Origin of the sequence: Ensifer sp. WSM1721 (genome assembly GCF_000513895.2) — a bacterium.
Taxonomy (GTDB): Bacteria; Pseudomonadota; Alphaproteobacteria; order Rhizobiales; family Rhizobiaceae; genus Sinorhizobium.
In genome coordinates, this window is the sequence record NZ_CP165783.1 from 1,373,290 (window position 1) to 1,387,270 (window position 13,981).

At 62.4% G+C, this 13,981-nt stretch carries 11 protein-coding genes and 1 pseudogene; 9 read left to right on the forward strand and 3 right to left on the reverse strand.

Annotation, left to right across the window (positions count from 1 at the left end; genetic code table 11):
* Positions 1–46 precede the first annotated feature (46 nt).
* The 5 genes from M728_RS24010 to M728_RS24030 all read left to right on the forward strand — a co-directional run bounded on the left by M728_RS24010 (position 47) and on the right by M728_RS24030 (position 6,952).
* Complete coding sequence (locus M728_RS24010) at positions 47–3,037, forward strand: AAA family ATPase (RefSeq protein ID WP_051440894.1); 2,991 nt, start codon at positions 47–49, stop codon at positions 3,035–3,037.
* Positions 3,034–4,248 carry a YcaO-like family protein gene (locus M728_RS24015; protein ID WP_051440895.1) on the forward strand — a complete coding sequence of 405 codons (1,215 nt, stop codon included), beginning with the start codon at positions 3,034–3,036 and terminating at the stop codon, positions 4,246–4,248. Before M728_RS24010 ends, M728_RS24015 begins: the two co-directional genes overlap by 4 nt.
* Before the next feature lie 4 nt (positions 4,249–4,252).
* The gene (locus M728_RS24020; protein WP_026620880.1) at positions 4,253–5,038 is read left to right on the forward strand and encodes a TfuA-like protein; all 786 of its coding nucleotides are present in this window, start codon (positions 4,253–4,255) and stop codon (positions 5,036–5,038) included.
* Between the two features lie 78 nt (positions 5,039–5,116).
* Entirely contained in the window at positions 5,117–6,313 is a 1,197-nt protein-coding gene (locus M728_RS24025; RefSeq protein ID WP_026620881.1) for a hypothetical protein, read from the forward strand.
* Between the two features lie 141 nt (positions 6,314–6,454).
* Positions 6,455–6,952 carry a hypothetical protein gene (locus tag M728_RS24030; protein ID WP_026620882.1) on the forward strand — a complete coding sequence of 166 codons (498 nt, stop codon included), beginning with the start codon at positions 6,455–6,457 and terminating at the stop codon, positions 6,950–6,952.
* A gap of 359 nt (positions 6,953–7,311) precedes the next feature.
* Here the strand turns inward: M728_RS24030 and M728_RS24035 are convergent, their stop codons facing one another.
* Together M728_RS24035 and M728_RS24040 are read right to left on the reverse strand one after the other, a co-directional pair.
* Positions 7,312–7,593 carry a hypothetical protein gene (locus M728_RS24035; RefSeq protein ID WP_026620883.1) on the reverse strand — a complete coding sequence of 94 codons (282 nt, stop codon included), beginning with the start codon at positions 7,591–7,593 and terminating at the stop codon, positions 7,312–7,314.
* 282 nt (positions 7,594–7,875) lie between these two features.
* Positions 7,876–8,490, reverse strand: a complete 615-nt coding sequence (locus tag M728_RS24040; protein ID WP_026620884.1) for a TetR/AcrR family transcriptional regulator — start codon at positions 8,488–8,490, stop codon at positions 7,876–7,878.
* Between the two features lie 131 nt (positions 8,491–8,621).
* Between M728_RS24040 and M728_RS24045 the strand changes: the two genes are divergently transcribed.
* On the forward strand, positions 8,622–10,088 hold the full coding sequence (locus M728_RS24045) for an MFS transporter (protein ID WP_026620885.1): 1,467 nt from the start codon (positions 8,622–8,624) through the stop codon (positions 10,086–10,088).
* A 143-nt stretch (positions 10,089–10,231) separates the two neighbouring features.
* Here the strand turns inward: M728_RS24045 and M728_RS24050 are convergent, their stop codons facing one another.
* Entirely contained in the window at positions 10,232–10,897 is a 666-nt protein-coding gene (locus M728_RS24050; protein ID WP_026620886.1) for a GntR family transcriptional regulator, read from the reverse strand.
* A 402-nt stretch (positions 10,898–11,299) separates the two neighbouring features.
* On the opposite strand from M728_RS24050, the gene M728_RS24055 reads away from it, so the two are divergent.
* The 3 genes and pseudogenes from M728_RS24055 to M728_RS24065 all read left to right on the forward strand — a co-directional run bounded on the left by M728_RS24055 (position 11,300) and on the right by M728_RS24065 (position 13,978).
* A complete protein-coding gene (locus tag M728_RS24055; RefSeq protein ID WP_026620887.1) occupies positions 11,300–12,073 on the forward strand; it encodes a LamB/YcsF family protein in 774 nt (257 codons plus the stop codon).
* Positions 12,074–12,159: 86 nt separating this feature from the next.
* A pseudogene (locus tag M728_RS24060) lies at positions 12,160–12,345 on the forward strand (D-glutamate cyclase family protein); the annotation flags it as partial.
* Positions 12,346–12,352: 7 nt separating this feature from the next.
* Positions 12,353–13,978: a 5-oxoprolinase/urea amidolyase family protein gene (locus M728_RS24065; RefSeq protein WP_026620889.1), complete on the forward strand. Its 1,626-nt coding sequence runs from the start codon at positions 12,353–12,355 to the stop codon at positions 13,976–13,978.
* Positions 13,979–13,981: the final 3 nt, after the last annotated feature.

Sequence of the window (13,981 nt, forward strand, 5' to 3'; positions counted from 1 at the left end):
GGGAACACAAGCACAAGTTGGTGCACTTTCGGGAGAGCGCAGGCAGGTGACCGCGCTCTTCTACGACGTTGTTGGCTCAACAGCCTTGTTGCAACAACTCGATCCCGAAGTCTTCGGTGTCATATTGAGGACTCTCCACAATGAGGCGACCGCCCTCATCAGCAGCTATGGCGGTCACCTTGAGCGGGCTCAAGGGGATGGCGGCTGTGCCTACTTTGGGGTCCCGGAGGCGAGGGAGGACGCCGCCGAATGTGCGGTTGCTGCGGCGATTGAGATGGTCGAGCGTTGCCAGCGGCTGGCACAACAGTTCGGAGTGAGTCTGAAGGTCAGAGTTGGCGTCGCCACCAGCCTTGTCGTAATTGCCGACGGCTCGACAGCAGATTTTCCCAGCTACACAGAAGTCATCGGAATCGCGCCGGCGCTCGCTGCCCGCATTCAGTCCGAAGCCGCACCGAATACCGTTGCGGTGGCGGAAGCCACCTATCGGCTGACCACCGGAGCGTTCGAATTTGAGGAGATCGGGCTTCGGGAGCTCAAGGGCTTCGGCGAACCAGTTCGCTTGTGGCGGCCAGTGGCCCGCCGGCCACAATCCGATCGCTTCACGGCTTACCGGCGTGTGTCGACGCCCTTCGTCGGCCGCGACGACGAGCTTGAGCTTTGCCGAAGGCGCTGGGCCCGTGCCACAAACGGCAACGGCCAGCTCATTTTTTTGCATGGCGACGCAGGGATGGGGAAATCGCGGCTGGTTGCGGAGTTCCGTCGTGATCTCGCAGGGAGAGGCGTGGACTGCCTTGTGTTTCAATGCCAGCCCCGCGGCAATACTGAACCGCTGCATCCGTTTTTGCGGCCGATCAGGCAGGCCGCCGCGGAGGCAATCGAAGAGTCCGAGCCGGATCGGGATGCCATCATTCGCTTTCTGCGGTCGCTAGGCTCCGAAGTTAGCGAGCTGCACGCCGAGATCGTCGCGTTCCTGCTGGTCGACAAGCCGCAGGAACTGTCAAGCGAAGCCTGGCAAGTCGATCTCTCGGACCAGGAAATCCGGAAGCGCGCTGTCGAGGCCACGCTGGCGGTTCTGACATCGTACTCCGCAACAAGACCCGTCCTCATCGTGATCGAGGACGTGCATTGGGCTGACACGCTCACAAAAGCTCTTATCGCAGGGCTGGCCGAATGGATCGAGTCGAGACCGGTTCTTGCCATTGCAACGTCGCGTTTGGCCACCGACTCTGATTGTCTGGGTGATCCGAACGTGCTCGACATTGCGTTGCCGCGCCTTACAGATCAAGCGACCCGGCAGCTGGTCGACCGAATTTGGGAGACGACGCCTCCGGATGGGCTCGCTGCCTTTGTCTACGAGAAGAGCGACGGTGTCCCGCTCTTCGCCGAACAGCTCGCGCTGCTGCTGAAGGAACGCGCCGGGCCAGACGTTCGGGATCAGGCCGGGTGGGAAACACTGCTTCGCGAGGGCCGCATTCTCAATCTGCAGGACCTTATCGCGGCCCGCCTTGCTGGCCTGGGACGGCTGAGGCGCGTGGCGCAGATCGCAAGTGTCCTCGGGCGGGAGTTCCGACTGAAGCTCCTGGTCGCCGTATTGGAGCCTGAGCCTCTTCCTGTTCCCCTAGAAGAAGCGATCGAGACGCTCGCCCAGGCCGGGATCGTGCGTCGAACTTCCGCGGGCGCGGCGATCCGATTTCGTCACGTCCTCATCCAGGAGGCGGCCTACGACAGCCTTCTGAAGTCCGAGCGGCGGGAAATACATGGACGCATTGTCCGCCTTGTACAGTCGGGCTCAGTTTCGCCTCTGCCCGATGAGGCGATGGCATGGCATTGCGAGCAGGCCGGTGAGCCGTTAGCGGCAGCGCGCCACGCAATTCAGGCGGCGGAGGCGTGCGGCGCTCGCTCTGCCCTGCACGAGGCCGACCGCCTGTTGGATTTCGCCGAGAAGCAGCTCGCGGGAGTTGGAGAAGGTGGCGAGGCGAACGATCTGCTGCTTCGCCTGCTCGCGGTGCGCGGACCGGTTGCTGCCGCGCTCCACGGGAGGGGAGGGGCGCGAGCGCGCTCGATCTATGAACAGGGAGTGTGGCTTTGCGCGGAACGCAAGGATCAGGACCGCGCGAAATGGTTTCCGCTCTATTGGGGCTGGTGGTTCACTGCCCCGGACTTCGCGACGCAGCGAGTGCGGTCGGACATCCTTTTGCGCGATCTTGAGGGCTCGGCCGATCCGGAGGTCCGGCTCCAGTCACTCCATTGCGCATGGGCCACGAACGAAGATGCCGGACTGCACGCACACTGTTTGCAGTGCGTCAACGAGGGTTTGAAGCTCTATGACGAGGACCGAGCCCGATTTAGCCGCGGTCGCTACGGTGGCCATGATGCGAAGGTCTGCGCACTGGGCGAACGAGCCTTCTCTCTCTGGTTCATGGGCGACAACGCCGGATCGTCGGAAAGCATCGACGCGGCGAAGCATTGGGCTGAGCACATCGATCATCTCCCCAGCGTCCTTCATGCGCTGGAGTTCGAGATCGAGCTGCAACGATATCGCAATGACCATGCGGGCGTTATCGCCGTTGCTGACAGGATCGCCGAGCTCGCGCAGGACGTGCCGGGCGTGCTTGCAAAGGCGGCGCTTTTTCGGGCTTGGGCGCACGGCGTGAGCGGGGATGCGGCCACCGGCCTGGCAGAATTCGAAGCCAGGCTGGCACGCCAGCGCGAGATCGCCACGTATGAAGGCATGCCCATCTATGCCGGCATGCGCGCAGAGCTGTTCGAACGTGCGGGACGCAACGACGAAGCCCTGTCAATCCTCGACGGCGCAATCGCGGCCTCGACCGGGAGTGGGCAGGTTTTCTGGCTAGCGGAGTTGCTTCGCCAGCGGGCTCTCCTTCGGCATGCACGCCACGAACCGGAGGAAGCTGTTGCGTCGGACCTTCACCGCGCGCTCGAAGTCGCCACCGAACAACAAGCCTCGATGCTTGCTTCGCGTGTGCGCCTGGATCTGGAGCGGCTCGGGCTTCGCGCTCAGACCGGGGATGCATGAACGAAACGCACGCGGCAACGGCGGCTGAACTGGGCGCACAGCTCGAGCGAGAACTATCCACCTGCCGCGATTTCCGGGGCAGGAAGCCTGAAGCCACCGAAGAGCTCGTCCGCGCGCTCTTCTCCCAAAGGAGTCGCTTTGGCATAACGCGCGTTGGATCGTTGACCCGGCTTGATCGCGCTGGAGTAGCGGTCGTCCAGGTGGTACGGCCGCTGTCGCTGTCCAACGCGGTATCCCAAGGCAAGGGCGTCAATATCATGGAGGCGGCGGCATCGGGCCTTATGGAAAGCCTGGAATGCTGGGCGGCGGAGCGGATTGCGCCTGAGCGGATCAAGGTCGCGAGCGCGCGCGAACTGGGGGATGAGATACGCGATCTCTATGCTGGTTGTCGCGTGCACGGTTTCGATGCAGGGTGGGATCAACTGCGGCTTGGCTGGACGGACGGCTACGACCTCTTCACCGGGCGCGTGCGGCCGGTTCCCGTCGCGATGGTCGATACGATCTACACGCTTCCTTCGCCGCACCCCATTGCGTTTCCGCGATCGACACGGGGCCTCGCCGCGGGCCCGACAATGCTTGCTGCGATCATCCATGCAGCACTTGAAATCTTGGAACGGGCGAGCGTCGCCGGGGCGGAGCGATATCCGCGTTCCTATCCGGAGCTTCGGATCGATCCGGCCCGCGTCGCCGGACCTCTCTCGTCCGGCATGTTGGCCCGCCTCGAGGCTGCGGATCTTGCTGCGGGTATCTGGCTGGTTCCGGGCGATCACGATATGCCCGTCTTTCGCTGCCAGGTCATGGAGACGCAGCGCCATCAGGAAATCGCACCGATGCCGGGCGAGGGATTCGCCTGCGATTTTACCTATGACCGCGCTCTGGCAAGAGCCCTCATGGAGGCAGCACAGGCGCGGGTCACCGCGCTCGCCGGGGCCCGCGAGGACATTACCCGCGCTGTCTACCCTGAGCGCTACGACCGCGAGCACCTTGATGCGTGCCGGCAAGCGTTCCTGTCGCCGAGCGGGACGACCGCGCTTCCTGCCGACCGCGACGAACCCGCCTCCGCGACCACCGCGCTGACAGCCTTGCTCGGCGCGATCAAGGCCGCAGGTGGGCAGGCGGCCCTGGTCGTGCCCCTCTACAGCAGCAAGGACCTCGACCTGAACGTCGTCCGCCTTGTCGTCCCGCCGCTCAGGGACCTCGTCAGGGAGTAGCGCAATGGTGAGCGAACTGGTCGTCTTCCTCGGTCCGACACTATCGCGCGCCGAGGCTGCCGGAATTCTCGACGCAACTTACCTGCCGCCGGCCGAGCAAGGATCGGTCGTGCGTGCGGTGCGGGAATATTTGCCTCGGGCGCTCGTCCTAATCGATGGCTCGTTCGGACGGGTGCCGGCGGTGCGTCACAAGGAGGTCCTCTGGGCGCTTGCGAAAGGCATCCCGGTATTCGGGGCGGCAAGCATGGGCGCGCTCCGGGCGGCTGAACTCTCCGCTTTCGGCATGCAGGGCTACGGCTTCATCTATCGGTGGTACTCGATGACGCCCCTCGCTGACGACGATGAGGTTGCGGTCGCGATGAGTCCCCCTGAGCTCGGCACTGCTCCACTGAGCGAAGCACTTATCAATATCCGCCTCACTCTACGCCGCGCAATGCACGCTGGCATCGTAACTGCCGACGAGCGGAGCAAGCTCGAAACGTTGGCGCGCGACACGCACTTCGTCGAACGCAGCTATCCCCGCCTACTCGCCGATGCGCGGTCTACCTTTTCCGAAGCATCGGCAGTCGCTCTGGATCGCCTGGCGGACTGGCTGCCGTCGGGGGCACTCGACCGCAAGCGTGAGGACGCGATCGGACTGTTGACGAAACTGGCCCGCGGCTCGGGATTTGTTGGAAGACCTCTGAACGCTCCGCCCTTCCGCCTGACCGAGGCATGGGCATACGATCTCGACGCGGCAGGGCTTTGGAGCGATGATATCAAATTAATTCTTTCGGATGAGGGAAGTTGACTTAAGAAAGACCTCGCGTCATCTTCCTCAACTTGGGGAAGACTTTACACCATCCTAAAAACGAGGGGAGCCGCCTGGATGGATGCGTCCGGACAATGGCCGTCAGAGTTGAATTCGACGGCTTCGCGTCTTGGAACCCGCTTTCTCGTTTTCCCGCAGCCTCCGTTCATTCCGGGCTATGAGCGGCCGGAGACGATCTGGGTTTCCACGCCTCCAAACCGAATCGGCCCCGGGCCGGCCGACAGCCGAATGTATGTGATCGACCCGATGGTCGATAAACAACCCTATCAGTTTCCCTATCTGCCCCCCTACGCCGGCGCGTTGAAGCCGCGCACGGTGGCGGGTCCGGACGGTCACTTCGACCACATCCAAATCGGTACGCCGGAATTCGAGGCGGCGCATGTCTACGCCTGCGTCCGCCGCACGCTCGACATTTGCGAGAGTTATCTAGGGCGGGATATCCCCTGGTTCTTTGAATCGACTCACGGCCGTCTCGAAATTGTGCCGCGGCTGCGCTGGGACAACGCGCAGTCAGGCTACGGTTTTCTGGAGATGGGGGAGGACGAGTCGCGGGGCGAGCCGCACCCCTTCGCGCTCAACTTCGATGCTGTCGCGCATGAGGTTGGGCACCTGATCATCTTCGGCGTGATGGGCGCGCCCCAGTTTGACCCGCCGCATGAATACTTCGCCTACCATGAAGCGGCCGCTGATTTCATCGCGCTCATCGGCCTTTTACACTTTGACACGGCGCTCGACCTGCTTCTGCGCCGGACGCGCGGCAATCTCCTGATCACCAACGAACTCGACCGCTTCGGAGAGCTTTGCGACGAAAAGCAGGTGCGCCTGTTCAGCCATTCGCTGAGGATGAGGGACGTCTGCGCCGAGGTGCACGACCTCTCCAAACCCTTCGCAGGCGCGCTGTTCGACGTCCTGGTGGAGATCTACCAAGTCCTGCTTTTCGAGCGCGGGCTTTCCGATCTCGATCCGCGCGACTTCCGCGACCTCAGGAACGAGCTTTCGGACGAGGAAATGGAGGAACTGTTTTCCGCCTCGCTCGGCGTCAATGACGACCGGGTGTTCGCCTTGAAATCGGCGCTGGAAGAGGCGCGCGATTTCGTCGGCGAAATCCTGGTGCGTTCATGGGATGAGCTGGAGCCGCACACGCTCGACTATCGCGGAGCGGCGGAGGCAATGATCCACGCCGCCGAAACCGGGCGCGCGAACCGCTTTGTCCACAGCATCGCCGACAACTTTGCGTGGCGCGAGATCCTGTGAGTAACGGCGCATGGCGAAGGAGAAGACATCGCCAGCGTCAACGGAAGTTCTACGGCCAGGCAATCGGGCTCGCAGGTCCGGTCAGCCGCCGGAAAAATCGGGACAGCGTCAACCACGAACCGGTTCAGGGGGAGAATTGATATGCAGTATGAAACTCATCCAGCGCCGCCGAATCCGCGGACTTATCGGCCGGATCAGATCACTCTCTATGGCGTAAGACTTAACGTCGAAAACAACGCTGCATATCTGCCGTTGGACGGAAATAGGCTTAAGCTGGCTGTTGTACCTTTTGGTTCAGACGTTGCTGTAGATCCACAGGAGATGGAGATTGCTGTGATCTATGGATATGCGTACGAAGGATACTGCTATCGTTTCGATAAGCCGAAACTCTTTGTGTTCTCCCCACACACGACCAAAGCGCCCGCGAAAGGATGCGGTTACGAGAACAGTGGATATTTCATGTGGCAGATTACGAAAAAGACCCAGATGATGGAGCTTTCGACAAGTGCCGACCTGGCTGAGGAGCTCGTCTTGAACGCAAATCTTCCGGGAAATCGTAGCCCTAACACTTACGGCAATAGTATGGCTCTAGCTCATCGGAGCGGTCGGCTGACTCGCGGTGGTGGAACTCAAGGCTAGCGCTTTATCGCTCCGGGAATTCGCTTCGCTACAGCGCCGTGCGTCTTTTCAGACGCACAACGGACGCTGTAGCACTTTGAATTGCTGCATCCTTCGTCCTTAAATCGGCTACGATTTAAGGAAACACGCAGTAGAGAAGCAGCAAACGTCATGACGCAACGGACTCGTGGAGGTGCAGGTTTCTCAGCCTCTCTCCTTTGGAGGGCTTGCATCGTTGACGAAGCTTGTAGCCGGCGTCGTCCTTTCAAACTTCCTCTTTGACGTACTATTTTCCCGTTTCCGCTGAGACGGCGACCTCAAAGGCAGGACCGTTAAGCTTTTGAAGCTTAACCTTCGGCTCCCTGCCCTTAACTATATTATCAGCTTGCCTGTGGCGGGAGGTTTGAGTCGTCAATTGGATATAGCTCTTGGTCGCGTACTGTCATTCGAGGATCATGAATATTGTAGTCGGTACCGTTCCTGCTAACTTCGATTTTTACTTCACCAGTTTTCCCATCGAACGTAGAAACGGAAACCTCAAACGGTGGTTCTCCGGCCTGAGCCCGCTGAAGCTTAATCTTGGGTTCCGCAGCGTCGTTTAGATTATCTGTGACCTTCAGATATTTGTCCGTACCGGTTGCTGTGAATCTCACGTTCGCCATGTGTCTCCCTCCAGAGCGCCATTGGCACTTCTAACTCCCATAGCACTATTTAGAGTGCAACTACTTCGCACTCGTTGTAAAGAAGCGCTACTTGAGAAAGTGCAGACTGTCAGCTGCGTCCACCACACCACGCCAAGCGTAATAGTCGCCAGAAAGCAATTGGCGGCGGTTCGTTTACTACCTTGCCTCAGCCTGGTCGTTTCAAGAATCTCTCCTTCGCAACAACGGACGGCAAAGCCCCACCCGGCCCTTCGGCGTGCCTGCTTCTGCTGTTGACCATACTCAGCGATAGCTTCTGGCGATCATCGCGAGGACCGTCTCGAAAAGCTCGTCCTCTGCCTGTCGGGCGGTGATCTCGCCGGTAGCGGCGGCATGGGACAGGGCGTCGGCGGCTCCGAGCATGGCCCAGAAGCCGGCTTGTGGAACGCCTCGTGGGCCGATGAAAGAGGCCAGCGCCTTTCGGCATTTCTCGAGAAAGATCCGTTGATAATCCCGCTTGACCCCTTCCAGCTCGGGTGAACCGGCCAGGGCGGCGAGCACGCCGGGTATCTCGCGCCCTTGTGCCAGAACGCATTCGACATAGGCCGCGGCGAGGACCCTTGCAGTCCCTTCCAGTGTCGGCTCGCGTGCCTCGAGCGCCGCGTCGATGATCGCCGTCTGTCGCGCATCAAAATCCTTGTAGAGCGCGATCAGCAAACCATTGCGCGTGCCGAAATGGTCATAGACGACCGGCTTGGTGACGTCGGCTTCTTCCGAAAGCCTCGGGAGCGTCAGGGCGTCCGTGCCTTCCTCCCGCACCAGCCGCCACGAGACGTCCAGGAGCTGGCGGAGCCGCTCCTCGCGGCTGAGGCGAAGGCGCTTCGGCGCATGCCGGTCTTTTTCCGATGTGCTTGACATGTCTATATACCAAAAGTAACTTACCTTAAGTATATAGAAGCCACCCCTTAACCGCAACCACTCCGCCGGGCTCGTTGCCGGCGGCTGAAGCGGCGTGCCTCAGCGCGCCGTAGAAGGAGGATCTTTGCCAAATGACCGATGCTTCCCTTTCCCGCCCCGTTGACCAGAAGGCATGGCTGGGCCTCATGGCGGTGCTGCCACTGGTCCTGATCGTGGCCATGGACGGTTCCATTCTCTATCTTGCGATGCCGCGCGTGACCTCCGCGCTCACACCCACCGCCGACCAGGCTCTCTGGATTCTCGACATCTACGGCTTCGTGGTCGGATCGCTGCTGATCACCTTCGGCAATATCGGCGATCGTTACGGCCGGCTGAAGCTGATCATGGTAGGTGCCGTCGTCTTCGGCATGGGGTCCCTCGGCGCTGCCTATGCGCAGGCGCCTGAAACCCTGATCGCGTTCCGCGCCCTGATGGGCCTTGGCGGCGCCACGCTGCTGCCCTCGGGTCTTGCGATCGTCAGCGCCCTGTTTCCCGATCCCCGGCTGCGCGCGCAAGTCATCGGCATCTTCGCCGCCACTTTTTCAGCCGGCTTCGCAATCGGCCCGGTCGTCGGCGGGCTTCTGCTCCAGCATTATACGTGGGGGAGCGTGTTTGTGATCAACGTCCCGGTCGTCATCGCCTTCCTGATCGCCGCGCCGATCCTGCTGCGCGAAGTGCGCTCCACGCATTACGGGCGCATCGATCTCCCGAGCCTGCTGCTGTCCTTCGCGGGCATCCTGTTGTTCACGTGGTCGGTCAAGGCCGCTGCCGCCCATGGCTTCACGGTAGCGCAAGCAACCGCCGGGATCGTCGGCATCGTCGTCCTCGCGCTGTTCCTGCAGAGACAGACGCGGATCGAATATCCGCTGCTCGACCTCAGCCTCTTCCGGGACCGCATCTTCTCCATTGCGATCCTGACCGGCCTTTTGTCGCTGGTCGTCTGGGCCGCCGCTGGATATCTCTCCGGCATCTATCTGCAATCGGTCCTGGGGTTCGACGTCCTTTCGGCCGCGCTACTGACCCTGCCAGGCGCAATGGTGCTGACGGCGGTCTGCGTGGGCACAGCCCGGATCGTCGAGCGCATCGGCCGCAAGCCCGCGCTGGTCGCCACGCATCTTCTCATCAGCGCGGGCGTATTCCTGCTGCTGTTCACAGGCACCGAAGCCGGTATCGGGGTGTTCATCGCCTCGAGCATGATTGCCGGCATCGGTTATGGCCTGTCGTTCAGCCTGGTGGCCGAGGTCGCGGTTTCGGCGGTGCCGCCAGAGCGCGCCGGCGCGGCAGCCTCTATCGCAGAAACCAGCAACGAGCTGGGCAACGCACTGGGGATTTCGTTGCTCGGCTCTCTGGCGGCACTCAGCTTTCGGCTGCTCGGCCCTGATGTGGCCGGCACGCTTAACGAAACTCTGGATCAGCCGGCGCTTACCGCCGAGACGGTGCTCCATGCCAAGCAGGCGTTCCTTACGGGCCTGCATGTGGCTGTCGCTGCCGGCGGCCTGCTTATGCTCGCGGTCGGGATCATCGCGTGGCTCTGGTTGCCGAGGAAACTACCGGAATAATGAAGTCCCTTATCCATGATAAAAATGCTCTGTCGACGCGGATGGCGACCGCCTCTTCCGCTACTCGCTGAGGTTGGACGCCTGCCAGAGCCGTCCTCTGGGCGCTATCCATTGCGCGCTGCCGGTGCGACGCACGTCCGTTGTTAAGCACCGGCTTCGGAGATGCGAGCAAAGGCGGCAAGCACCGTGCGTTCGGAGTGGGCGAGATAGGCTTCAAGCGCGGCTGCAGCCTCGGCCATCTTTCCCGCCTCCACCTGCGCGAGAATGGCAGCGTTCATCTCCACATAGGGAGCGTGCAGGAATTCGAGGTCCTCCAGCAGTCCGAAGCTCAAACGCAGTTCGGCAGCGATCTGACCGTAGAACACGTTCAGTCGAGCGCTGTCGGCGAGATCGACGATCGCCGCATGGAAAGCCATGTTGGCGCTGCCGACTCCGACCCAATCGTTCGCCGCGCGGTATTCGAGCGCCTTGTCGACCGCAAGGCGCATGCGGGCGACGGCCGGGTGCTGCGGATAGGCCTGCTCCAGCGCCCGGCACTCGATCACTCGGCGAACGCGGTAAATGTCGATGATCGAGGCCATGCTCGGCGTTGCCACGAATACGCCCCTGTTCGGCTCGTGTCGCAGCAGCCCCTCTTTGGTCAGCAGCCGAAACGCCTCACGCAGCGAGTTGCGTGACACGTCGAGATCGGAGCTCAGACTCGCCTCCGACAAGCGCTGGCCGGGCTTCAATTCTCCGGCGATAAGCTTGTTGCGGATCTGCTCTGCCAGCCGCGGCGCCAAGGTGAGTGTTTTATCCTGCTTGGTCATAAATCTCCTCGGCACGCGTGAGTTTTCCGTGCCCGTGCACGGCACGCACTTCGCGGCTCGTGATCTTATGCTCATACCGGCGCCCCGCCGATGGATTCGCGACGCGGCTGGAATATCGTTGAACAATCCATCGCAAGCAAGCACATGTGCGTCTCGGCTGCTTCATTGCCCATGTTCACGGCGGTCAACGGCCGCTCCCCTCCGCATGCGGAGAAGTGTAGAACGAACCAATAAAATCGTTGAACAATCTTGACAGAATTGTGAAAAGGCGACCAAGCTGATTGCTGGATGAGCCCAACTCACTCTGGGATGATGTTCCTGGTCAAAGGAAGGATGGTACATGGGCTATAAATCGGTTCGGGCCTATCTTCTCGCTCATCAATCCATAAGGGAGGCAGGACCATGACGGCGATCGATCTCAACAGCGATCTCGGCGAAAGCTACGGTGCCTGGCGCATGGGCGACGACGAGGCGATGCTTTCCATCGTGTCCAGTGCGAATGTCGCATGCGGCTTTCACGCGGGCGACCCGGCCGGCATACTGAAAACGGTTAAGGCGGCGGCAGAACGGGGCGTCTCGATCGGCGCCCACGTCTCCTACCCCGACCGCGTAGGCTTCGGCCGGCGCGACATCGACGTGACGAGCCCCGAGCTCGTCGCGGACGTCATCTACCAAATCGGCGCGCTCAAGGGCATCGCAGCCGCAGCCGGCACGCAGATCCGCTATGTCAAGCCGCACGGGGCACTCTATAACCGCATCGCGACCGACGCCAAGCAAGGTGCAGCGGTCATAGAGGCGATCAAGGCGATCGATCCCTCGCTGGTGCTGATGGGCCTCGCAAACGCGCCGATCCTCGATCTCGCAGGCAAGGCGGGCCTGAACGTGGTCGCCGAAGCGTTCGCCGACCGGGCCTATACGCCGGAGGGACACCTGGTTTCCCGCCGCGAACCGGGTGCCGTGCTGCACGATCCCGCGGCCATCGCACAACGAATGTTGCGGCTGGCAAAGGACGGCACGATCGAGGCGATCGACGGCAGCGTGATCCGTATCGATGCGAAATCCATCTGCGTGCACGGCGACAGCGCCGACGCCGTGGCGATCGCCCGCGAAATCCGCCGGACCTTCGAGGCGGAAGGCATCGCCATACGATCCTTCCTCGCACGAAGCGCCGCGTGAGGAGGATCGAATGCACGCGAAAGAAGCTCTTCGCCACCTCGATGCTGCGGCGGCGCGTTATCGTGCTAGCGCGGTCGAGCCGATCTCGGGATCGGGCAAAGCCGGACTTCGGCGCTCCGGTGCGCATCGAGGCGGGCGAGGTCCCCGTCTTCCGGGCCTGCGGGGTCACGCCCCAGGCGGCGGTCATGGCCTCCCGTGTTCCTTTCGCGATCACCCACGCGCCGGGGGACATGTTCATCACCGACGTCCCCGATTCCGCCTATTACACCTGAGGTCACGATGCGCTTCCTTCCCGTCAGCCTGACGACACTTCTGGTGGAGCTCGCCGACCTGGACGAAACACTGGCGCTCTTCGCCTCGCTCGCAGCCGATCCCATCGACGGCGTCGAGGAGATGGTGCCGGCCGCACGCACGCTGATGCTCCGCTTTCGGTCGGAACGCGTATCGGCGGAAGAGATCGCGGGGGCTATCGCCGATCGTGATCTCTCCGCCCGCATCGCTCCATCCAAGCGGCTCGTGGAAATCCCCGTGCATTACGACGGCGAGGACCTGGAAGAAGTTGCCCGGCTGACGGGGCTCAGCGTCGAGGAGGTGATCCGGCGCCATACGCAAAGCGAGTTCACCGTTGCTTTCTGCGGCTTTGCCCCTGGATTCGCCTATCTCGTCGGCGGCGACCCCGCCCTGCATGTGCCTCGCCGCCAGACACCGCGCACACGCATTCCGGCGGGCTCCGTCGCGCTCGCGGGTGCCTTCAGCGGTGTCTATCCGCAGGCGAGCCCCGGCGGTTGGCAGATCATCGGCGTGACGCCGCTGAAAATGTGGGACCTGGCGCGCGATCCGCCGGCGCTCCTTGAGCCCGGCACTCGTGTGCGTTTCTACGACCGGTCCAAGCGCCCCATGCCGGCGCCATCCGCCTCTAAGCTTGTGCCGCGAAGAGATGTGACCGAGGGAACGGCTCATGGGAGCGGAAACCGCTTGACGGTGCTCACCGCCCCGATGCCCGCGTTGTTCCAGGATCTCGGCCGCTTCGGCCTGGCGGGCCAGGGAGTCTCGGCTTCGGGCGCCCTTGATCAGGGAGCACTGAAGTCCGCAAACCGCATCGTCGGCAATCCCAACGGCTTCGCTTGTCTCGAGGTCACACTCGGCGGCTTCTCCTTCGAAAGCTCCGGCCGTGCGGTTATCGCGCTCGCCGGCGCCCCTTGCCCGATTACAGTACGGGATCTTTCAGGGGCAAGCTTCGAAGCCGCCGCCGGCCAGGCGATAGCGCTCGAACCGGGGGATATCGTGACGCTCGGTCATCCGCCGAAGGGCGTACGCTCCTATCTCTCGGTTCGCGGCGGCTTCGACGTGAAGAGAGTTCTCGGCAGCGCCGCCACCGACACACTCGCGGTCATCGGTCCTGAACCGGTGTCGGCCGGCGCCGTCCTGCCGTTGCGACAACTAATCCCGCCGATGGAAAGCGTATCGCTTTCGGAAGTCCCGGCCGAAAACTTGCCGGCCGCCGGCGACACGGTCACACTCGACGTCATCATGGGTCCGCGCACCGACTGGTTCTCCGCGGCCGCCGTCGCCCGCTTCCATGAGCAGGATTGGCTGGTGACGCCGCAGTCCAACCGCGTCGGTCTCCGGCTTTCAGGCGAAGTGCCGCTGGAGCGCATCGACAAGGCGGAATTGCCAAGCGAGGGCACCGCGACCGGCGCAATCCAGGTGCCACACAACGGCCAGCCGGTGCTCTTCCTCGCCGATCACCCGCTGACAGGCGGTTACCCCGTCATCGGCACGGTTGCCGAGTACCATCTCGATCTAGCCGGCCAGGTCCCGGTCAATGCAAAAATAAGGTTCCGGCCCGTCACGCGCTTCGCCGAAATCCGGCCGATGCGGCGTGCTGCGCGCGTGAGGGAGTGAGGA